Origin of the sequence: Citrobacter sedlakii, assembly GCF_018128425.1 — a bacterium.
GTDB classification, from domain to species: Bacteria; Pseudomonadota; Gammaproteobacteria; order Enterobacterales; family Enterobacteriaceae; genus Citrobacter_A; species Citrobacter_A sedlakii.
The window spans coordinates 1043946-1064318 of the sequence record NZ_CP071070.1 but is presented as its reverse complement, the minus strand read 5'-3'; the positions used below and the strand labels follow the sequence as shown (position 1 = coordinate 1064318).

The following is a 20373-nucleotide window of genomic DNA, read 5'->3' as shown; positions in this document are numbered from 1 at the left end:
GACAACGTTGATGCAAACGCCGCGGAGTACCTGTCCGCGGCATCGGCTAACGCTTATACACCTCATCCTTCAAGCTGCCTCTGCGTTGGCAGCGCGCATTTCCCCCGGTCGCCTACTCGCTGTTCGCTCCCGGGACGCATTCACTTGCCGCCTTGACGTAGCATGAATGATTTTGTGTATATATTTTATAGTTTTGCGCTGACCCAGGCTTGCACACTGGCTAACGCTGCAGGCAGAGCAGCCGCGTCCGTACCACCGGCTTGCGCCATGTCCGGACGACCACCACCCTTACCGCCCACCTGCTGAGCGACCATACCTACCAGTTCCCCTGCTTTGACACGGTCGGTCACGTCCTTAGACACGCCAGCAATCAGAGAAACCTTACCTTCTGCCGCCGTAGCCAGCACGATAATGGTGGAACCCAGCTGATTTTTCAGATCATCAACCATGGTACGCAACATTTTCGGCTCGACGCCGGCAAGCTCACTCACCAACAGCTTAACGCCATTGATATCAACCGCCTTGCTGGAAAGATTCGCACTTTCCTGCGCGGCAGCCTGTTCTTTCAGCTGCTGAAGCTCTTTCTCCAGTTGACGGGTACGTTCCAGTACGGAACGAACTTTATCGCCCAGATTCTGGCTGTCGCCCTTCAGCAGATGCGCAATTTCGCTTAAACGATCGCTTTGAGCGTGAACGGAAGCAATGGCGCCTTCACCCGTTACCGCTTCGATACGACGAACGCCCGCTGCGGTACCCGACTCGGAAACAATACGGAACAAGCCAATGTCACCGGTGCGACTGGCGTGCGTACCACCGCAAAGCTCGGTAGAGAAATCGCCCATGCTCAGCACGCGAACACGCTCGTCATATTTCTCACCAAACAGCGCCATCGCGCCTTTCGCTTTAGCGGCGTCCAGATCCATCACATTTGTTTCCACCGGCAGGTTACGGCGGATCTGCGCATTCACCAGATCTTCGACCGCACGAATCTCCGACGGTTTCATCGCTTCGTTATGAGAAAAATCAAAACGCAGCAGTTTATCGTTCACCAGCGAACCTTTCTGCGCAACGTGCGTGCCCAAAACCTGGCGCAGCGCGGCGTGCATCAAGTGCGTCGCCGAGTGATTCAGACGAATACGATCGCGACGCGCTTCGTCCACGTCAGCCTGTACTGCATCGCCCACTTTCAGAGAACCCGCAGACAACGTGCCGAGATGACCGATCGCCTGACCATATTTTTGCGTGTCGCTGACAGCAAAGGCAAAGCCTGCGCCTTTCAGTTCGCCTTTATCACCAACCTGACCGCCGGACTCGGCATAGAATGGCGTCTGGTCCAGAACCACAACCGCGTCCTGACCAGCGTTGATTACGTCAACCGCTTTGCCATCCACAAACAGTGCGGTGACCTTGCCGTTCAGTTCCAGATGGTCGTAGCCTTTAAACTCAGACGCGCTGTCTACGCGGATCATCGCGTTATAGTCAGCGCCAAAGCCGCTGGCTTCACGGGCGCGCCGCCGTTGTTCTTCCATCGCCGCTTCAAAACCCGCTTCATCCACTTTGATGTTGCGCTCGCGGCAAACGTCTGCCGTCAGGTCAACCGGGAAGCCGTAGGTATCGTACAGACGGAAAGCCGTTTCACCGTCCAGCGTGTCGCCCGTCAACTTCGCCAGTTCTTCGTCCAACAGCGCCAGACCGCGCTCCAGAGTACGGGCAAATTGCTCTTCTTCGGTTTTCAGCACCTGCTCAACCTGAGCCTGCTGGCGCTTCAATTCTTCACCCGCCGATCCCATGACGTGAATCAGCGGACCGACCAGCTTGTAGAAGAACGTCTCTTTCGCGCCAAGCATGTTGCCATGGCGCACCGCACGACGAATGATGCGGCGCAGCACGTAGCCGCGGTTTTCGTTCGACGGCATCACGCCATCGGCGATCAGGAATGCGCAGGAACGAATGTGGTCGGCGATAACGCGCAGCGACTTGTTGCTCAGGTCGGCGGCGCCGGTCACTTTCGCCACCGCCTCAATCAGCGTGCGGAACAGGTCGATTTCATAGTTCGAGTTAACGTGTTGCAGAACCGCGGCAATACGTTCCAGCCCCATACCGGTATCGACTGACGGCTTCGGCAGCGGCTCCATTGTGCCGTCAGCCTGGCGGTTAAACTGCATAAAGACGATATTCCAGATCTCAATGTAGCGATCGCCGTCTTCTTCCGGGCTGCCCGGAGGCCCCCCCCAAATGTGATCGCCGTGGTCGTAGAAGATCTCGGTGCACGGACCGCATGGACCGGTATCACCCATCTGCCAGAAGTTGTCGGACGCATAGGCCGCACCTTTATTGTCGCCAATGCGAATAATGCGTTCGCGTGGAATACCGACTTCTTTTTCCCAGATTTCATAGGCTTCGTCGTCTGTTTCATAGACGGTCACCCACAGGCGCTCTTTCGGCAGGGCGAACCAGTTTTCACCGGTCAGCAGTTCCCATGCATACTGGATGGCATCGTGTTTGAAATAGTCGCCGAAGCTGAAGTTGCCCAGCATTTCGAAGAATGTGTGGTGACGCGCAGTGTAACCGACGTTTTCCAGGTCATTGTGCTTACCGCCCGCGCGCACGCAGCGCTGGGAAGTGGTCGCGCGGGAATAATTACGCTTGTCGAGGCCAAGGAAAACATCCTTGAACTGATTCATCCCGGCGTTGGTAAACAACAAAGTGGGGTCATTGTTTGGTACCAGGGAGCTGCTGGCAACTACCTGATGTCCCTTACTATGGAAAAAGTCGAGAAACGCCTGACGGATCTCAGCGGTGCTCTTGCTCATAATTATCCTGAAATCAAGCTACACGTCATCTTTCAAACCGCCTCTGTACTGGCTGCGAGCTTCCTCGCCTGCCGCCCTGATGCGGCTTGAATGACGTTGTGTATTTAAGGAATATTCGTCGCGAACGCAGGTTACCGCAAAGCAACCCATGCCCGAACGGAAAAAGTGGGAATAAGATAAGTTTTCTTTAGTGGGAAGTAAAATCCCGTATGCGCTCAATCGTCAAAATTTCGCCATATCTCCTGGATATCCTCCATCAGATAGCCGCGATAGAGTAGAAAGCGCTGTATTTTTACCTTTTCTGAAAATACCGCGGGCAGCGGTTCGCCGTATTTGCGGGTAGCCTGATCGCGCGCGAGGGTACACCAGTCAATTTCACATTCGCGCAGCGCCTTTTCGATAGCTTCCCGGGCAATGCCTTTCTGGTTGAGTTCCTGGCGGATGCGCGCCGGGCCATCCCCCTTCCGGCTACGGCTGGCGATAAAGCGCGAAACGAAGCGGCTGTCATCCAGATACCCGTGCTCATGGCACCAGGCTACCACCCGTTCGTAATCCTCTGCCGTGGCATCAATCTCCTCGGGGCCGTTTTTCCCCATGACCGGCGCGGCCAGTTTGCGGCGTAACTCCTGTTCGCTGTGATCGCGCACAGCCAGAATGCGGACAGCGCGATCGAGCAGGCGGGCATAAACGGGTCGGCGTGGTGTCGGTTCGCTCATAACTCCCTTCAGATTCAGCAATGCAAAAGGGCCGCATAAATGCAGCCCTTGAGTGTAACTTAACCTTTTGCCGAATGGCGGTTTCGCGCGATCCGGCTTACGGTCGCCTGAAGATTAAAAATCTTCGTTGGTTTCTGCAACACCTTCACCGTCATCAACGGAGAAATCTGGCGTTGAGTCCTGGTTGTTGAGCAGCAGCTCGCGAACCTTTTTCTCGATCTCTTTCGCGGTAGCCGGGTTTTCTTTCAACCAGGCGGTCGCATTCGCTTTACCCTGCCCGATTTTCTCACCGTTGTAGCTGTACCAAGCACCGGCTTTCTCAATCAGCTTCTCTTTGACGCCCAGATCAACCAGTTCGCCATAGAAGTTGATGCCTTCACCGTAGAGGATCTGGAACTCTGCCTGTTTGAACGGTGCGGCGATTTTGTTCTTCACCACTTTCACGCGGGTTTCGCTACCCACCACGTTATCGCCCTCTTTCACCGCGCCGATACGGCGGATGTCCAGTCGAACAGAGGCGTAGAATTTCAGCGCGTTCCCCCCGGTAGTGGTTTCCGGGTTACCGAACATAACGCCAATTTTCATACGAATCTGGTTGATGAAGATCAGCAGCGTGTTGGACTGCTTCAGGTTACCCGCCAGCTTACGCATCGCCTGGCTCATCATACGCGCCGCGAGGCCCATGTGAGAGTCGCCGATTTCACCTTCGATTTCCGCTTTCGGCGTCAGGGCCGCGACGGAGTCGACAACGATAACGTCTACAGCGCCAGAGCGCGCCAGCGCATCACAGATTTCCAGCGCCTGTTCGCCGGTGTCCGGCTGAGAACACAGCAGGTTGTCAATATCAACGCCCAGCTTGCGCGCATAGATTGGATCCAGCGCATGTTCCGCATCGATAAACGCACAGGTTTTCCCTTCACGCTGCGCAGCGGCAATCACCTGCAGCGTCAGGGTGGTTTTACCGGAAGATTCCGGCCCGTAGATTTCGACGATACGGCCCATTGGCAGACCGCCCGCGCCGAGTGCGATATCCAGAGAAAGCGATCCGGTCGGGATGGTTTCCACATCCATAGAGCGGTCTTCACCCAGACGCATGATGGAGCCTTTACCAAATTGCTTTTCAATTTGGCCCAGTGCTGCCGCCAACGCTTTCTGTTTGTTTTCGTCGATAGCCATTAACTACTCCTGTCATGCCGGGTTCCGCTTGCGCTTAACCGGATAGTGAATTCTGTACTGTTGAAACAATTATACTGTATGCTCATACAGTATCAAGTGTTTTGTAGAAATTGTTGCCACAGCGTACGTAACGCATAGAGGGTCGCCTGTCGCCGCACGGCATCGCGGTCGCCACTGAAGCATTCCCGCCGGGTAATCCCCTCTCCGCGCGCGCTGGCGAAAGCGAACCAGACGGTGCCGACGGGTTTCTCTTCACTGCCGCCATCCGGCCCGGCAATGCCGCTGATTGAAACCGCATAATCAGCGCGGGCGGCTTTCAGCGCGCCTATCGCCATTTCTACTACCACTGGTTCACTGACCGCGCCATGTTGGGCAAGCGTCTCTTCCCGTACGCCGATCATTTGCGCTTTCGCTTCATTACTGTAAGTGACAAAACCGCGTTCAAACCAGGCGGAGCTGCCAGCAATATCCGTAATGGCCTTCGCCACCCAGCCGCCCGTACAGGATTCCGCTGTTGTCACCGTCGCGCCGCGCGCGTTTAACGCCATTCCGACCTGTTCGCTTAACTGCATCAGTTCACTGTCAGTCATTTCGGCCTCTGTCAGTTAAAAATCCTGCCGGACAAGATAGCACTTTCCCACCCGAGATGGGGACGAGGTGATGATTTTACGAGGGGGATTCAGAAAAAACGTCCAGATATAACATACAGGAGACAGCATTGCCTTATCCGGCCAACAGCAAGCCGGGTTAGCCGGATAAGTTGTCAGGGCCGCCATCCGGCAGCCAGGACGATTACTGGACCCGCGCCAGCGCTACCGCCTGTCCTAACTGCCAGACCGCCATCGCATAATGGGTACTATGGTTGTAACGGGTAATCGCGCAGAAGTTTGGCAGGCCGTACCAGTACTGATACCCGGTGCCAATATCCAGACGTAACAAGCTTGCTTCGCGATGGTTACCCAACGGCTGCTGCGGCGTTAAGCCCGCGGCGGCAAGCTGCGACACGCTGTATTTTGTTTTGAAGCCATTGGCCAGTCCCGGCGCCTGACCGTTGGCCATCACCGCCACCGTATCGCCTTTCACCCAGCCGTGTGCTTTAAAGTAGTTCGCTACGCTGCCGATGGCATCGACCGGATCCCAAAGATTGATATGGCCGTCGCCGTTAAAGTCCACCGCGTACTCTTTATAGGACGACGGCATAAACTGACCGTAACCCATGGCCCCGGCGAAAGACCCTTTCAGATCCAGCGGATCGTCTTGTTCGTTGCGCGCCATCAACAGGAAGGTTTCCAGCTCGCCAGAGAAATACGCCGCGCGACGCGGATAGTTGAAGGAGAGCGTCGCCAGCGCGTCAAGAATGCGCGTTTTCCCCATTACGCGGCCCCAGCGGGTTTCCACGCCGATAATGCCGACGATGATTTCCGGCGGCACGCCATACACCTGCCAGGCGCGGTTGAGCGCATCTTCATACTGATTCCAGAATGCCACGCCATTTTGCACGTTATCCGGCGTTATGAACTGTTTGCGATAACGCAGCCATGCGCCGTTAGGGCCGGCTGGCGGCTGCGTGGTCGGCGCCTGCCTGTCCATCAGGCGCAGCACATAATCCAGGCGTTTCGCCTGCGACAGGATCTCCTGCAACTGTTGGCGATCAAAGCCATGTTTGCTGACCATCTTATCGATGAACTGCTGCGCATTGGGGTTATTGGCAAAATCGCCGCCCATCTGCATGACATTGTGCTGAGGCTTAAGCAGGAAGCCGCCAGACGGCGTCCCGGTGGTCGTTTGAGTCTCTTGCGGTTTCGGTTTGCTGCTACAGGCAGCCAGTAACACAAAAAGGGGAAGTAACGCTACATAACGACGCTTGAACATGTGACATCCATTAACCAGATTCAGCCAGAGGAAAGTATGGTAAAGCATCCTCCGTCCCACAAGGAAGCGCGAGACGCGCTCCTTCACATAATTTACCTGTTCGCCCTCTTTACTCCTTCTTTTTCTGTTCCGATTCGCACATAAACTTTCAATTTAAAATATTTTACTTTCATTTTGAGATCAAAATAACACTTTTAAATCTTTCAATCTGATTAAAATAAATCACCAATTGGCAAGATAACAACAATCCCTACAGGAGAGAACAATGATCGACACCATTACACATGGAGCAGAGTGGTTCATCGGGCTGTTCCAGAAAGGCGGAGAAGTGTTTACCGGCATGGTGACCGGCATTCTTCCGCTGCTAATAAGCCTGCTGGTCATCATGAACGCGCTGATCAACTTTATCGGCCAGCAGCGTATAGAACGTTTTGCCCAACGCTGCGCCGGAAATCCGCTGTCCCGTTACCTGATTCTGCCGTTCATCGGTACGTTTGTGTTCTGTAACCCTATGACCCTGAGTCTTGGTCGTTTTATGCCAGAGAAATACAAGCCCAGCTATTACGCGGCGGCATCCTACAGTTGCCACTCCATGAACGGCCTGTTTCCGCATATCAACCCCGGCGAACTGTTCGTTTATCTGGGCATCGCCAGCGGTTTAACCACGCTTGGCCTGCCCCTCGGCCCGCTTGCGGTGAGCTATCTGCTGGTTGGTCTGGTGACTAACTTCTTCCGCGGCTGGGTCACCGATCTCACCACCGCGATTTTCGAGAAAAAAATGGGTATCCAGCTTGAGCAGAAAGTGCATCTTTCAGGAGCAACATCATGACGCGTATTCGTATCGAAAAAGGCACCGGCGGCTGGGGCGGCCCGCTTGAACTGGATGTCGTCGCAGGTAAGAAAATCGTCTATATCACCGCGGGCACGCGCCCGGCGATTGTCGACAAACTGGCAAGCCTGACCGGCTGGCAGGCGGTCGATGGCTTTAAAGAGGGCGAACCGCCGGAAGCGGAGATTGGCGTGGCGATCATTGACTGCGGCGGCACCCTGCGCTGCGGAATTTACCCGAAACGCCGTATTCCAACGGTAAACATTCACTCCACGGGGAAATCGGGGCCGCTGGCCCAGTACATCGTCGAAGACATTTACGTCTCCGGCGTGAAAGAAGAAAACATTAGCGCGATCGGCGATGCAGAAGCTGCGCCGCAACCGACAAGCGCCACGCCTCCGGGACGTGATTACGACCCCCATAAAAAGATCACCGAACAGAGCGACGGCCTGCTGGCGAAAGTCGGCATGGGAATGGGCTCAGCGGTAGCCGTTCTGTTTCAGTCTGGTCGCGACACCATCGACACGGTACTGAAAACCATTCTGCCGTTTATGGCGTTCGTCTCCGCCCTCATCGGCATCATCATGGCGTCGGGACTTGGCGACTGGATCGCCCACGGTCTGGCGCCGCTAGCCAGCCATCCGCTGGGGCTGGTGACACTGGCGCTGATCTGCTCCTTCCCGCTGTTGTCGCCGTTCCTCGGCCCGGGCGCAGTGATCGCCCAGGTGATCGGCGTGCTGATCGGCGTGCAAATTGGTCTGGGCAATATTCCGCCGCATCTGGCGCTGCCAGCGCTGTTCGCCATTAACGCCCAGGCGGCCTGCGACTTTATTCCGGTTGGCCTGTCGCTGGCGGAAGCCCGTCAGGATACGGTGCGCGTCGGCGTGCCGTCGGTACTGGTCAGTCGCTTTCTGACCGGCGCGCCAACGGTACTGATCGCCTGGTTTGTATCCGGCTTTATTTATCAATAAGAGGTGTTGAGATGACCGTCATTTACCAGACCACGATTACCCGCATTGGCCAGAGCGCGCCGGATGCGCTGTGCGACCAGATGCTGATTACCTTCCGCGAAGGCGCGCCGGCGGATATCGAAGAGTTTTGCTTTATCCATTGCCATGGCGAACTGAACGGCACGCTGCAACCCGGCGCGCAATGTGAACTGGGTCAGCATCGCTATCCGGTCACCGCCGTCGGCAGCGTGGCGGAACAGAATTTACGTGAACTGGGGCATATCACCCTGCGCTTCGACGGACTGAACGAAGCGGAATTTCCCGGCACCGTGCACGTCGCGGGCCCCGTACCGGACGATATCGCGCCGGGCTGTATTTTGAAGTTTGTCGCTTAAGGAGAGAAAAATGAATCAGGTTGCCGTTGTCATTGGCGGAGGACAAACCCTGGGGGCGTTCCTGTGCCATGGGCTTGCAGCAGAAGGGTATCGCGTGGCGGTTGTCGATATTCAAAGTGATAAGGCCGCCAACGTCGCGCAGGAGATCAACGCCGAATATGGTGAAGGTATGGCTTACGGCTTCGGCGCCGACGCCACCAGCGAACAGAGCGTTCTTGCGCTCTCTCGCGGCGTGGATGAAATCTTTGGGCGCGTGGATCTGCTCGTCTACAGCGCGGGGATCGCGAAAGCGGCGTTTATCAGTGACTTCCAGTTGGGCGATTTTGACCGCTCATTACAGGTGAATCTGGTCGGATATTTCCTCTGTGCGCGTGAATTTTCCCGTCTGATGATTCGTGACGGTATTCAGGGACGCATTATTCAGATCAACTCTAAGTCCGGTAAAGTCGGTAGTAAGCATAATTCCGGCTACAGCGCGGCGAAGTTCGGCGGCGTCGGATTAACCCAGTCGCTGGCGCTGGATCTGGCGGAATACGGCATTACCGTACATTCGCTGATGCTGGGCAACCTGCTGAAGTCGCCAATGTTTCAGTCGCTACTGCCGCAGTACGCCACCAAGCTTGGCATTAAGCCGGACGAGGTGGAACAGTATTATATCGATAAAGTCCCGCTCAAACGCGGCTGCGATTATCAGGATGTCCTGAACATGCTGCTGTTCTATGCCAGCGCGAAAGCGTCATACTGTACCGGACAATCAATCAACGTCACTGGCGGACAGGTGATGTTCTGATAGTCACATAGCCCGGTGGCGCTACGCTTACCGGGCCTGCAAACCCCGGGTCTGTTAGCCGGATAAGGCGTCACCGCCATCCGGCATTCACGTAAGGAGCACACGATGATTTCCGCACTGATTACCGTCGCCGTTATCGCCTGGTGCGTTCAACTGGTACTGGGCGGCTGGCAAATCGCCCGTTTCAACCGCGCGTTTGACCAGCTATGCCTGCAAGGCCGGGTTGGCGTAGGACGTTCAGGCGGACGTTTTAAGCCCCGCGTCGTGGTCGCCATCGCGCTCGACAAAAATCAGCGCGTAACCGATACGTTGTTTATGAAGGGACTGACAGTATTCGCCAGACCAATAAAAATTCCTGCTCTGCAGGGTAAACATCTTAATGAATTACAGCCTGATGTGATCTTTCCCCATGATCCGCTGTCGCAGAATGCACTATCATTGGCGCTTAAACTGAAACATGGATAATTTCGTTGTGAATGCTAATAGCTTGCGAAATTATCATTTCGAAACTTCAATTCAGGGTAATCACGCCTATGAAACCTCGTCAGCGTCAGGCTGCCATTCTGGAGCATTTGCAAAAGCAGGGGAAATGCTCGGTTGAGGAACTGGCCCAGTACTTTGACACCACGGGCACCACCATTCGCAAGGATTTGGTCATTCTGGAAAATGCCGGTACCGTCATTCGCACCTATGGCGGCGTAGTGTTAAACAAAGAAGAATCCGATCCGCCTATCGATCACAAGACGTTGATCAATACGCATAAAAAAGAACGCATCGCCGAAGCGGCTGTCAGGTTTATCCATGATGGCGATTCGATCATTCTGGATGCCGGAAGCACCGTATTACAGATGGTGCCAATGCTCACCCGCTTCAGCAATATCACCGTCATGACCAACAGCCTCCATATTGTTAACGCCTTGTCAGAGCTGGACAATGAACAAACCATCCTGATGCCCGGCGGCACCTTTCGTAAAAAATCTGCGTCATTTCACGGTCAGTTGGCAGAGAACGCCTTTGAGCAGTTCAGTTTTGATAAACTCTTTATGGGCACCGACGGCATTGACCTCGACGCAGGCGTCACCACCTTTAACGAGGTCTACACCGTCAGCAAAGCGATGTGTAACGCCGCGCGCGAAGTCATACTGATGGCCGACTCGTCGAAGTTTGGCCGCAAAAGTCCCAACGTTGTTTGCAGTCTGGAGAGCGTCGATAAGCTGATTACCGATGCCGGTATCGATCCGGCGTTTCGTCAGGCGCTGGAAGAAAAAGGGATAGACGTGATCATAACCGGAGAAACAAATGAGTGATGCACTACTGAACGCTGGCCGTCAAACACTGCTGCTGGAACTGCAGGAAGCCAGCCGCCTGCCGGAACGCCTGGGTGACGATTTTGTTCGCGCTGCCAACACCATTATCCACTGTGAAGGCAAAGTGATTGTCTCGGGTATTGGCAAGTCCGGGCATATCGGCAAAAAAATCGCCGCAACCCTCGCCAGCACCGGCACCCCTGCCTTTTTCGTTCATCCGGCGGAAGCGCTACACGGCGATCTCGGGATGATAGAAAGCCGGGACGTGATGCTGTTTATCTCCTATTCGGGCGGCGCTAAAGAGCTGGATCTGATCATCCCGCGCCTGGAAGACAAATCCATTACCCTGCTGGCGATGACCGGCAAGCCGAACTCACCGCTGGGTCTGGCGGCCAAAGCCGTTCTGGATATTTCGGTCGAACGGGAAGCCTGCCCGATGCACCTGGCCCCCACGTCCAGCACGGTGAACACCCTGATGATGGGCGACGCGCTGGCAATGGCGGTGATGCAGGCGCGCGGCTTCAATGAAGAGGATTTTGCCCGCTCGCATCCGGCGGGAGCGCTCGGGGCGCGTCTGCTGAATAAGGTGCATCATTTGATGCGGCGCGACGACGCGGTGCCGCAGGTTCAGTTGTCCACCAGCGTGATGGATGCCATGCTCGAATTAAGCCGTACCGGACTCGGCCTGGTCGCCGTCTGTGACGCGCAAATGCAGGTCAAAGGCGTCTTTACCGACGGCGACCTGCGCCGCTGGTTAGTGGGCGGTGGCGCGCTGACCACGCCAGTCAGCGAAGCGATGACCCACAATGGCATTACGCTTCAGGCCGACAGTCGCGCTATCGACGCCAAAGAAATCCTGATGAAACGCAAAATCACCGCCGCGCCGGTGGTTGATGAAAACGGCAAGCTCACCGGAGCCATCAACCTGCAGGATTTCTACCAGGCCGGGATCCTGTAGCTGCTTTTATTTTTCAGGCTGCAAATTACATCAGAGTATGCGATTTGCAAGTCCTGATGGGCTTAAAGGATATGATTCACCGGGATTACCCTGTTATGTCCTTGAGCAGTCTATTGTGCGCCGCGGAGATACCGCGGCCATACTCAGTATTACCGCTGAGGTATTAGCTGAAATTGACCTCAATTTTCTAAAATAGAACTTAAAAGATTAAAACAAATAATTTAATCTGGTTATACACTTGTGGGAAAACATCTATTTGCATTGCATCTAATGCTTATGTTTATAATAAGAAGAATTAATTTTTACTTCTGAGTAATAACAATGAATATTGCTCACATCAATAAATTACATTCTTTCATGAAAAATAAATATGATTCATATTTTTGAGTACGCAAACTCCAGCATCCTAAAAAAGGAGAAATAAATGCCAATCCCAGCTTATATGTGGCTTAAGGACGATGGCGGCGCTTTAATTAAAGGTGGCGTAGATGTTAAAGACAGGGACTACACAATTGAAGTTAAAGGATTTCACCATAACCTCATGATCCCTACTGACAACGCAACCGGCAAAGTAACCGGGACACGCATGCATTCACCGATGCTCATCGTAAAAGATTTCGACTGCTCCAGCCCTTATCTCTATAAGGCCGTAGCAACCGGGCAAAAACTCCAGTCCGCAGAAATTAAATGGTACCGTATTAACGATGCCGGAATGGAAGCTGAATACTTCAACATGTTACTTGAAGGAGTGCGTATTGTGTCTATTTCCCCAGCGATGGCCACAGGAAATAACCTAAATGAGAACCACATGGAAACCGTGGAAATGCGTTACGAGAAAATCACCTGGAAGCACAACGACGGAAACATTATTTTCACTGATTCCTGGAATGACCGACAGACAGTCTAAGCATTTGGGGCAGAACGCCCCTTAATCATACAACCAGCGGCCAGCCTTTGCGGATTCAATGATCATTTCAAGGGTGAGCGATTTAAGCTGCCGCCCAACCCATTCCTTTTTGCGCTTCCACTGCCACCAGTACAGTTCCGGCATAAAGTAGTTGTCCAAATTAAAATTACTGTGCTCGATGCCATAGCGGGTGAACAGGTCAATGAGCATATCTTCGAGATCTTCTGGCACAAAATTAAAGTATTCCTGCAGCGCCCACTCTTTCTGAGCAGGGCGTTTGCGCTCGCTGTAGTTCTCGGTGACGTAACTTAAAAATTCTTGTTCATCAGGTAATAGCATTAGAAATAGGTCCATGCGATCCGATCCTTCGGCCGCGCTATCTGGTTGTATTTGTTTCTCGTCTCTTGGGCAACAAGGGCGAAAATAATGACTGCCTGAGCATAGCCTACATATGGAACGGCTCTGCCTACTGCTGAGCCAATCTTGTTTGTATAACTTTTTCTGCCCATGCCGATAGTGGTTTCGCCTCTCAATCCATCCGGAAAGCGGGCATCTTTAAAAATCCGACGGGCTAGTTTAGAGGCTACGCTGGTGCGAGAACCTGTCGCCCCCAAAACCTGCCGTTTAGGCAGCAGAGGTAGCCCCGCCAAAATAGTAGCAGCGGTCTCAACTGATACTCCCAAATGGTTTGCAAGCCCTTCCGCAAAGATAAGCCAGAATAACTCCGTTGGCGTTACGTTCTCGTTGCCGTGATAAAAATATGTGCCGCCCAGTTCTTCTACTGTATCCATCTCTTCATCCCTGTTAGTCGCTTGCAATACAATAAGTCCTTATAACTACCAGATACACCGTTGTATTAAACAAGCACTATAAAAATGTGAATCGGACCAGAACGTCCCCGCGCGTACTCTAACTTTTCAACCCCAGACGCTTCGCCAGCCGGTGCAGGTTGGCGACGTCCATTTCTAACGCCCGGGCGCTGGCCGCCCAGTTGTGATGATGCTGCGCCAGCGCACGGCGGATCGTCTCGCGCTGAAACGACTCGGTAGCATCACGCAGATTAACCGCCTGCGGCATCTCCGGCGCAACGTCTGTTTGCGAAGCGGGGGCATCGTCCAGGCGAGCGAAATGCTGCGCTTCCAGCACCACTTCATCCCCGGCCCGTGTCGCCCGCGCCAGCACCACTGCGCGGTGAATCGCATGCTCCAGCTCACGGACGTTACCCGGCCAGGCATAGCTCAGCAGATAATTTCGCGCCCCCGGACTCAGCGCCACCCGGGAAAGACCCAGCCGCAACCGGCACTGCTCGCAGAAATAGCCCGCCAGCAGCACCGCATCCTCCCCGCGCTCGCGCAGCGGGGGAACGGACAGCGGAAAAACGCTCAGGCGGTGGAACAAGTCAGCACGAAAGCGCCCTGCCATCACCTCTTCGCGCAGGTCGCGGTTGGTGGCCGCCAGTACGCGTACGTCCACCCGCAGACTGCGATCGTCGCCAACCCGCTGAATATCGCCGTACTGTAAGACGCGCAAAAGTTTGGCCTGCAACGCCAACGACAGCTCGCCGATCTCATCCAGAAACAGCGTGCCGTTATCGGCCATTTCAAATTTCCCGCTACGGTTGCTGATGGCCCCGGTAAACGCGCCTTTGACATGACCAAACAGTTCGCTCTCCGCCACGCTTTCCGGCAACGCGGCACAGTTCAGATACACCAGCGGATTTACCGCGCGCGGCGAACCTTCATGAATCGCTTTTGCCACCAGCTCTTTCCCGGTACCCGTTTCGCCGCTGATCAGAACGTTGAGATCGGACGCCGCCACAATCTCAATCTCTTTTTTCAACTGCATCATGCCGGGCGACAGGCCAATCATCTGCGTCTCTTTTACCTGGCCGAAATCGGTCGTCGAACCGGGCAGCATATTCTGACTTTCCAGTTGTTCAATCAGCAGCGCATTGCTGAGCGCGCCAGCGGCCAGCGCGGCGATAAGGCGGAGCTCCTCATCGCTGAAAACGTCAAACTGGTCGGGCTCCATACCATCAAGAGTTAGCGCGCCGATCAGGTTTTGCCCGGCAAACAGCGGCAGGCCGATGCAGGCATGCACTTTTAAACTCTCCTGACCGGGAATCAGCCCATCGTAGGGGTCAGGCAGATCGCTGTCTGCGGGAAAACGCACCACGTCCCCGGCGCGGGCGATGGCTTCCAGACGCGGGTGACCTTCCAGGGTAAAGCGCCTGCCCAACACGTCCTGCGCCAGACCGTCGATCGCCAGCGGAATAAACTGGCGCGCCTCATAACGCAGCAGCGCGGAAGCATCGCACTCCAGCACCTGGCGTAGCGTGGTTATCAGGCGCTGAAAGCGATCCTGATGCCCGACGCCGCGCTGTAATTCGATGGCGATCCCCGCCAGTACGTCAACGGAAAAACTCATGGCTACCTCATTGTCATTTTGACAATACATAATGTCATATTGACATCATTAATCATAGTCTTTTTGACTATCACTATAAATATAAAAAATAACAAATCATTAAAAATCAAAGAGATAAATAGTTGGCACGTAACCTGCAATAAGCAAAGCAACACTTTTGAACAACGCTGAATTAATTGAGGTTGCTATGTCTATTCTGGTTAAAAATAACATTCATTGGGTTGGCCAACGTGACTGGGAAGTACGCGATTTTCACGGCACCGAATACAAAACGCTGCGCGGCAGCAGCTATAACAGCTATCTGATTCGCGAAGAAAAAAACGTACTGATCGACACCGTTGATCATAAATTCAGCCGCGAATTCGTACAGAATTTACGGGGTGAAATTGACCTTGCGGATATCGATTACATCATCATTAACCACGCGGAAGAAGATCATGCCGGGGCGTTGACGGAGCTAATGACTCAGATCCCGGACACGCCAATCTACTGCACCGCCAACGCCATCGATTCGATCACCGGCCATCACCATCATCCGGAATGGAACTTTAAGGTAGTGAAAACTGGCGACACACTGGATATCGGCAACGGCAAACAGCTGATCTTCGTCGAAACCCCGATGCTGCATTGGCCGGACAGTATGATGACCTACATGACCGGCGATGCGGTGTTGTTCAGTAACGACGCCTTCGGCCAGCACTACTGCGACGAACGTCTGTTCAATGATGAAGTGGATCAAACCGAACTGTTTGAACAGTGCCAACGCTACTACGCTAACATCCTGACGCCGTTCAGCCGCCTGGTGACGCCCAAGATCACTGAAATCCTCGGCTTTAACCTGCCGGTCGATATGATCGCCACCTCCCACGGCGTGGTCTGGCGCGATAATCCCACGCAAATCGTTGAACTGTATCTGAAATGGGCGGCGGACTACCAGGAAGATCGCATCACTATCTTTTATGACACCATGTCTAACAATACCCGCATGATGGCGGATGCCATCGCCCAGGGGATTAACGAAGTTGACCCAAACGTGGCGGTAAAAATCTTTAACGTCGCCCGCAGCGACAAAAACGAAATCCTGACCAACGTCTTCCGATCCAAAGGCGTACTAGTCGGTACCTCGACGATGAATAATGTGATGATGCCAAAAATCGCCGGACTGGTGGAAGAGATGACCGGCTTGCGCTTTCGTAACAAGCGCGCCAGCGCTTTTGGTTCTCACGGCTGGAGCGGCGGCGCGGTTGATCGTCTCTCTACCCGCCTGCAGGATGCCGGCTTTGAGATGTCCCTGAGCCTGAAGGCGAAATGGCGTCCGGATCTGGACGCGCTGGAACTGTGCCGTCAGCACGGGCGCGACATTGCCCGTCAGTGGGCGCTCGCACCGCTGCCGGAAGCCGCGCCGAAAGCGGTAGCAGCAGAAAGCGCGCCAGTTGAAGCCCCTGCGACCGCCGATCTCGGCCCCTGCATGCAGTGCAGCGTCTGTCAGTGGATCTACGACCCGGAAAAAGGTGAGCCGCTGCAGGACGTCGCACCGGGTACGCCGTGGAGTGAGGTTCCGGACAACTTCCTGTGCCCGGAATGCTCATTAGGTAAGGACGTGTTCGACGAGCTGGCGACGGAGGCAAAATGAACCGGGGAATCGTTATCATTGGTTCGGGCTTTGCCGCCCGCCAGTTAGTGAAAAACATCCGTAAACAGGACGCGGAAATCCCGTTAACCCTGATTGCTGCCGATAGCATGGACGAGTACAACAAACCCGATCTCAGCCATGTGATAAGCCAGTCGCAACGCGCCGACGATCTCACCCGCCAGTCGGCGGGCGAGTTTGCCGAACAGTTCAACCTGCGCCTGTTCCCGCATACCTGGGTGACCGACATCGATGCCGACGCCCACGTGGTGAAAAGTCAGGATACGCAATGGCAGTATGAAAAGCTGGTCCTTGCCACGGGCGCGGCAGCCTTTGTTCCGCCCGTCCCGGGACGTGAGTTAATGCTCACGTTAAACAGCCAGCAAGAATACCGCGCCTGTGAAACGCAGTTGCGCGACGCCCAGCGGGTGCTGATTGTCGGGGGCGGTCTTATCGGCAGCGAATTAGCGATGGATTTTTGCCGTGCGGGCAAGGCGGTCACGCTGATCGACAACGCCGCCAGCCTTCTCGCCTCGCTGATGCCGCCGGAAGTGAGCAGTCGCTTACAGCACCGGCTTACCGACATGGGCGTGCATCTGCTGCTGAAGTCACAGTTACAGCGTCTGGAAAAAACCGCCACCGGTATTCGCGCCGCGCTGGATCGCGAACGCAGCATCGAAGTGGATGCCGTGATTGCCGCCACCGGCCTGCGACCGGAAACCGCGCTGGCGCGCCGCGCCGGTGTGAACGTGAATCGCGGCGTCTGCGTGGATACCTGTCTGCAAACCAGCAACGCGGATATTTATGCCATTGGCGACTGCGCAGAAATCAACGGTCAGGTACTGCCATTCCTGCAACCGATACAGCTTAGCGCAATGTACCTGGCGAAAAACCTGCTCGGCGGCAACGCGCCGCTGAAGCTGCCCGCCATGCTGGTAAAAGTCAAAACCCCGGAATTGCCGCTGCATCTTGCCGGAGAAACCCAGCGACGCGATCTCGCCTGGCAGATCAGCGCGGAATCCGACGGAATGGTGGCAAAGGGGATGAACGAGGAAGGGCAACTTTGCGCCTTTGTCGTGAGCGAAGATCGCATGAAAGAGGCCTTCGCCCTGCTGAAATCGTTGCCGGCGTAACGCCTGCCGCGTCCTCCGGCCACAATGCCCCTGCTTTATTAACCTCACGAACACGGACGTTCATTATTGCTTGTTGCTTTGCCCCGGCAGTCCCGGGGCTTTTTTATTTATGCCGCGCCAGCCAGCGCGCCGCCGCAATTACGCCCTGCCCAAACGAAAGTCCGCCATCGCCCGCCGGGAGCTGCTGCGGAAACAGCAGATTAAAATCAGACAGGTGAACCGTCAGTCGCGCCCGCAACAAACGGTTGTGCATCACGCCGCCGCTAAAGACCAACGTGGAGATCCCCCGCGCAGTGGCCTGCTTGCGCATCATCGTGGCAAACCCTTGCGCCAGCGCGTCATGGAATGCCCATGCGCGTTCTGCCTGCGGGGCTTGCCAGTCCAGCCATTGCCGCCAGAAGGTCACCAGATCCAACAGGTTTCCGCTCAACGGTAACGTCACCGGATGTGAAACATCATCGCACTGAACGGCCAGCGCTTCCAGCGCACAGGCGGCTTCGCCTTCATAGCTGAGCGACGTGGGCGCGCAGCCCAACGCCGCCGCCACAGCGTCAAATAAGCGACCACAGGAAGAGGCCAGCGGCGCGTTGATCCCTCGCTCAATGGCGCGGGCCAGCGCGGGCCAGTTCTGCTGCTGCGCCGCGGCGGTTTCTGGCGACTGCTGCCAGTCAGGAACAAACTGCAGGCACTGGGCGAGCAGATTGCGCCAGGGCTGAATCGCGGCGAGATCGCCCCCCGGGAGCGCCACGGCTGGCAGCCCGCCGAGATGTTCACAGTCCTGGTAATTTACCCGCAGACATTCGCCGCCCCACAGCGCGCCCGCCTCTCCCATGCCGATACCGTCCAGGGTCAGGGCGATAACATCGCCGCCGTCCAGCGGCCAGCCGTGTTCGGCCAGACAGGCCGCCGCATGGGCGTGATGATGAAGCACCGTTTCCGTCGGCAACGCCATCTCGCCAGCCCACTGGCTGGAGACATAACCCGGATGGGCATCGCAAACCAGCCTCTGGGGCGTAAAGTCGTAGATGTTCTGGATCAAGCGCAGCGCCTCGCGCCACTGGCTCTGGATGCCATCATCGCTCAGATCGCCCAGATGTTGGCTGAGAACCGCCTGCCCGCCACGCACCAGACAGAAGGTATTTTTCAGATCCGCCCCCAGGCACAACATCGGCGGCAGGTCGCGAAATCCCGGCGGCAGCGTCAGCGCGTCCGGCACATACCCGCGCGAACGCCGCAGCATTTCACCGCTTTCGCGTACCACCGAATCGTCCATTCGCTGCACAATGTCGCGGTTATGCAGCAGGAATCCGTCGGCGATGGCCTGCAAATCGTCCAGCGCCTGCGTATTGGTGATGGCTGGCGGCTTGCCGCTAAGGTTGCCGGAGGTCATGACCAGCGGAAAACCCAGTTCCTGTAACAGCAGATGTTGCAACGGATTGGCTGGCAGCATGACTCCCACTTCGTTGAGGCCGGGGGCTATGGCCTCGCATAATGCAGCCACGTGCCGTTTGTCGATCAGCACAATCGGTGCGGCGGGCGTGCGCAACACGTTGCGCGCCGCTTCCGGCAGGCCACGATCGTCAGGCAACATCACCGCCAGCGGTTTCGCCGGACGACGCTTACGCATGCGTAGCGTGGCCACCGCCCGGGAATTTCGTGCGTCGCAAGCCAGATGAAATCCGCCAATGCCCTTAACGGCAACGATTCCCCCCGCTTTCAGCACGTTGACCGCCGTTATCAGCGCGGCGTCTTTTTCTGCACGTTCTTCGCCGCTCCGCCATTCAAGGTGCGGACCGCAGGCCGGACACGCCACCGGCTGGGCGTGAAAGCGACGGTCATGGGGATCGCGGTACTCTTTTTCACATGCTGGACACAGCGGAAAGGCCGCCATGACGGTGTAAGGACGGTCGTAGGGCATCGCGCGAATAATCGTAAAGCGCGGACCGCAGTGCGTACAGTTGATGAAGGGATAACGGTAGCGCCGTTCGCCAGGCACGTTCATTTCCGCCAGACATTCCGGGCAGGTCGCCGCATCGGGCACGATCTGCGTGTTCATGGCGCCGCCCGCGCTTTGTCGGATGGTAAATTCCGCAGGAGGCAGCGACCAGGTAAACGGCTCTCTCTCTACGCTGTCAATGCGCGCCAGCGGAGGACAATGTTTGTGAAGCGCGGTGATAAATACTGCGGGGTCTTCCTGCAAACGCACCACCACGCCGTCGCCATCGTTGCAGACATCGCCATGCAACTGCAGATGCTGCGCCAGTTGCCAGACAAAAGGGCGAAATCCAACGCCCTGCACTTTGCCCCGAATGCGCAGCGCTACGCCAGCATGGTTGATTGTTTCCATCGTCTTCTCTCACCGTGATCCGCACTGTACCGGAAGGCGGCTTCGCCTTCTCCGGCCCACCTATTGTCGCGCTTGCGGGCCTGATAAACGCAGCGCCATCAGGCATAAAAGCTGAACTATTTT

At 55.6% G+C, this 20373-nt stretch carries 19 protein-coding genes; 10 read left to right on the top strand and 9 right to left on the bottom strand.

Annotated elements, in window-relative coordinates; translation table 11 throughout:
- Positions 1–185: 185 nt before the first annotated feature.
- The 5 genes from alaS to mltB all read right to left on the bottom strand — a co-directional run bounded on the left by alaS (position 186) and on the right by mltB (position 6577).
- Positions 186–2813: an alanine--tRNA ligase gene (gene alaS / locus JY391_RS05035; RefSeq protein ID WP_211935324.1), complete on the bottom strand. Its 2628-nt coding sequence runs from the start codon at positions 2811–2813 to the stop codon at positions 186–188.
- 215 nt (positions 2814–3028) lie between these two features.
- Positions 3029–3529, bottom strand: a complete 501-nt coding sequence (gene recX, locus JY391_RS05030) for a recombination regulator RecX (RefSeq protein WP_211935323.1) — start codon at positions 3527–3529, stop codon at positions 3029–3031.
- Between the two features lie 114 nt (positions 3530–3643).
- A complete protein-coding gene (recA, locus tag JY391_RS05025) occupies positions 3644–4705 on the bottom strand; it encodes a recombinase RecA (RefSeq protein WP_042288561.1) in 1062 nt (353 codons plus the stop codon).
- A 92-nt stretch (positions 4706–4797) separates the two neighbouring features.
- On the bottom strand, positions 4798–5295 hold the full coding sequence (gene pncC, locus JY391_RS05020; protein WP_060569425.1) for a nicotinamide-nucleotide amidase: 498 nt from the start codon (positions 5293–5295) through the stop codon (positions 4798–4800).
- Between the two features lie 202 nt (positions 5296–5497).
- Positions 5498–6577, bottom strand: coding sequence for a lytic murein transglycosylase B (mltB, locus tag JY391_RS05015; protein WP_211935322.1), 1080 nt, complete (start codon positions 6575–6577; stop codon positions 5498–5500).
- 265 nt (positions 6578–6842) lie between these two features.
- On the opposite strand from mltB, the gene srlA reads away from it, so the two are divergent.
- The 8 genes from srlA (at position 6843) to JY391_RS04975 (ending at position 12713) form a co-directional block, all read left to right on the top strand.
- Entirely contained in the window at positions 6843–7406 is a 564-nt protein-coding gene (srlA, locus tag JY391_RS05010) for a PTS glucitol/sorbitol transporter subunit IIC (protein WP_042288566.1), read from the top strand.
- The gene (gene srlE, locus JY391_RS05005) at positions 7403–8377 is read left to right on the top strand and encodes a PTS glucitol/sorbitol transporter subunit IIB (RefSeq protein WP_042288569.1); all 975 of its coding nucleotides are present in this window, start codon (positions 7403–7405) and stop codon (positions 8375–8377) included. Before srlA ends, srlE begins: the two co-directional genes overlap by 4 nt.
- A gap of 11 nt (positions 8378–8388) precedes the next feature.
- A complete protein-coding gene (srlB, locus tag JY391_RS05000; protein ID WP_042288572.1) occupies positions 8389–8751 on the top strand; it encodes a PTS glucitol/sorbitol transporter subunit IIA in 363 nt (120 codons plus the stop codon).
- Between the two features lie 10 nt (positions 8752–8761).
- Positions 8762–9541 carry a sorbitol-6-phosphate dehydrogenase gene (srlD, locus tag JY391_RS04995; protein WP_042288575.1) on the top strand — a complete coding sequence of 260 codons (780 nt, stop codon included), beginning with the start codon at positions 8762–8764 and terminating at the stop codon, positions 9539–9541.
- A 105-nt stretch (positions 9542–9646) separates the two neighbouring features.
- Positions 9647–10006, top strand: a complete 360-nt coding sequence (gutM, locus tag JY391_RS04990) for a transcriptional regulator GutM (protein WP_211935321.1) — start codon at positions 9647–9649, stop codon at positions 10004–10006.
- 68 nt (positions 10007–10074) lie between these two features.
- The gene (srlR, locus tag JY391_RS04985; protein ID WP_042288582.1) at positions 10075–10848 is read left to right on the top strand and encodes a glucitol operon DNA-binding transcriptional repressor SrlR; all 774 of its coding nucleotides are present in this window, start codon (positions 10075–10077) and stop codon (positions 10846–10848) included.
- A complete protein-coding gene (gene gutQ, locus JY391_RS04980) occupies positions 10841–11806 on the top strand; it encodes an arabinose-5-phosphate isomerase GutQ (protein ID WP_042288584.1) in 966 nt (321 codons plus the stop codon). The genes srlR and gutQ overlap by 8 nt, the downstream gene beginning before the upstream one ends.
- Before the next feature lie 424 nt (positions 11807–12230).
- Entirely contained in the window at positions 12231–12713 is a 483-nt protein-coding gene (locus JY391_RS04975; RefSeq protein WP_181822641.1) for an Hcp family type VI secretion system effector, read from the top strand.
- A gap of 21 nt (positions 12714–12734) precedes the next feature.
- Here JY391_RS04975 and JY391_RS04970 read toward each other — a convergent pair whose 3' ends face one another.
- From JY391_RS04970 to norR, 3 genes are all read right to left on the bottom strand, one after another.
- Positions 12735–13052: a DUF1493 family protein gene (locus JY391_RS04970; RefSeq protein WP_211935776.1), complete on the bottom strand. Its 318-nt coding sequence runs from the start codon at positions 13050–13052 to the stop codon at positions 12735–12737.
- Positions 13052–13504 carry an STM2901 family protein gene (locus JY391_RS04965; RefSeq protein ID WP_211935320.1) on the bottom strand — a complete coding sequence of 151 codons (453 nt, stop codon included), beginning with the start codon at positions 13502–13504 and terminating at the stop codon, positions 13052–13054. Before JY391_RS04965 ends, JY391_RS04970 begins: the two co-directional genes overlap by 1 nt.
- A gap of 118 nt (positions 13505–13622) precedes the next feature.
- Positions 13623–15140 (bottom strand): nitric oxide reductase transcriptional regulator NorR, encoded by a 1518-nt coding sequence (gene norR / locus JY391_RS04960; RefSeq protein ID WP_211935319.1) that lies wholly within the window; start codon positions 15138–15140, stop codon positions 13623–13625.
- A 187-nt stretch (positions 15141–15327) separates the two neighbouring features.
- Here norR and norV point away from each other — a divergent pair, with 187 nt between their 5' ends.
- Entirely contained in the window at positions 15328–16773 is a 1446-nt protein-coding gene (gene norV / locus JY391_RS04955) for an anaerobic nitric oxide reductase flavorubredoxin (RefSeq protein ID WP_199957120.1), read from the top strand.
- On the top strand, positions 16770–17903 hold the full coding sequence (norW, locus tag JY391_RS04950) for an NADH:flavorubredoxin reductase NorW (RefSeq protein WP_060569418.1): 1134 nt from the start codon (positions 16770–16772) through the stop codon (positions 17901–17903). Before norV ends, norW begins: the two co-directional genes overlap by 4 nt.
- Before the next feature lie 103 nt (positions 17904–18006).
- Here norW and hypF read toward each other — a convergent pair whose 3' ends face one another.
- On the bottom strand, positions 18007–20250 hold the full coding sequence (gene hypF, locus JY391_RS04945) for a carbamoyltransferase HypF (RefSeq protein WP_211935318.1): 2244 nt from the start codon (positions 20248–20250) through the stop codon (positions 18007–18009).
- Positions 20251–20373: the final 123 nt, after the last annotated feature.

What these genes read in the sequence shown, in the direction of transcription:
- alaS (WP_211935324.1), bottom strand. Translation starts at nt 2,813, where the DNA reads ATGAGCAAGAGCACCGCTGAGATCCGTCAGGCGTTTCTCGACTTTTTC.
- recX (WP_211935323.1), bottom strand. Translation starts at nt 3,529, where the DNA reads ATGAGCGAACCGACACCACGCCGACCCGTTTATGCCCGCCTGCTCGAT.
- recA (WP_042288561.1), bottom strand. Translation starts at nt 4,705, where the DNA reads ATGGCTATCGACGAAAACAAACAGAAAGCGTTGGCGGCAGCACTGGGC.
- pncC (WP_060569425.1), bottom strand. Translation starts at nt 5,295, where the DNA reads ATGACTGACAGTGAACTGATGCAGTTAAGCGAACAGGTCGGAATGGCG.
- mltB (WP_211935322.1), bottom strand. Translation starts at nt 6,577, where the DNA reads ATGTTCAAGCGTCGTTATGTAGCGTTACTTCCCCTTTTTGTGTTACTG.
- srlA (WP_042288566.1), top strand. Translation starts at nt 6,843, where the DNA reads ATGATCGACACCATTACACATGGAGCAGAGTGGTTCATCGGGCTGTTC.
- srlE (WP_042288569.1), top strand. Translation starts at nt 7,403, where the DNA reads ATGACGCGTATTCGTATCGAAAAAGGCACCGGCGGCTGGGGCGGCCCG.
- srlB (WP_042288572.1), top strand. Translation starts at nt 8,389, where the DNA reads ATGACCGTCATTTACCAGACCACGATTACCCGCATTGGCCAGAGCGCG.
- srlD (WP_042288575.1), top strand. Translation starts at nt 8,762, where the DNA reads ATGAATCAGGTTGCCGTTGTCATTGGCGGAGGACAAACCCTGGGGGCG.
- gutM (WP_211935321.1), top strand. Translation starts at nt 9,647, where the DNA reads ATGATTTCCGCACTGATTACCGTCGCCGTTATCGCCTGGTGCGTTCAA.
- srlR (WP_042288582.1), top strand. Translation starts at nt 10,075, where the DNA reads ATGAAACCTCGTCAGCGTCAGGCTGCCATTCTGGAGCATTTGCAAAAG.
- gutQ (WP_042288584.1), top strand. Translation starts at nt 10,841, where the DNA reads ATGAGTGATGCACTACTGAACGCTGGCCGTCAAACACTGCTGCTGGAA.
- JY391_RS04975 (WP_181822641.1), top strand. Translation starts at nt 12,231, where the DNA reads ATGCCAATCCCAGCTTATATGTGGCTTAAGGACGATGGCGGCGCTTTA.
- JY391_RS04970 (WP_211935776.1), bottom strand. Translation starts at nt 13,052, where the DNA reads ATGCTATTACCTGATGAACAAGAATTTTTAAGTTACGTCACCGAGAAC.
- JY391_RS04965 (WP_211935320.1), bottom strand. Translation starts at nt 13,504, where the DNA reads ATGGATACAGTAGAAGAACTGGGCGGCACATATTTTTATCACGGCAAC.
- norR (WP_211935319.1), bottom strand. Translation starts at nt 15,140, where the DNA reads ATGAGTTTTTCCGTTGACGTACTGGCGGGGATCGCCATCGAATTACAG.
- norV (WP_199957120.1), top strand. Translation starts at nt 15,328, where the DNA reads ATGTCTATTCTGGTTAAAAATAACATTCATTGGGTTGGCCAACGTGAC.
- norW (WP_060569418.1), top strand. Translation starts at nt 16,770, where the DNA reads ATGAACCGGGGAATCGTTATCATTGGTTCGGGCTTTGCCGCCCGCCAG.
- hypF (WP_211935318.1), bottom strand. Translation starts at nt 20,250, where the DNA reads ATGGAAACAATCAACCATGCTGGCGTAGCGCTGCGCATTCGGGGCAAA.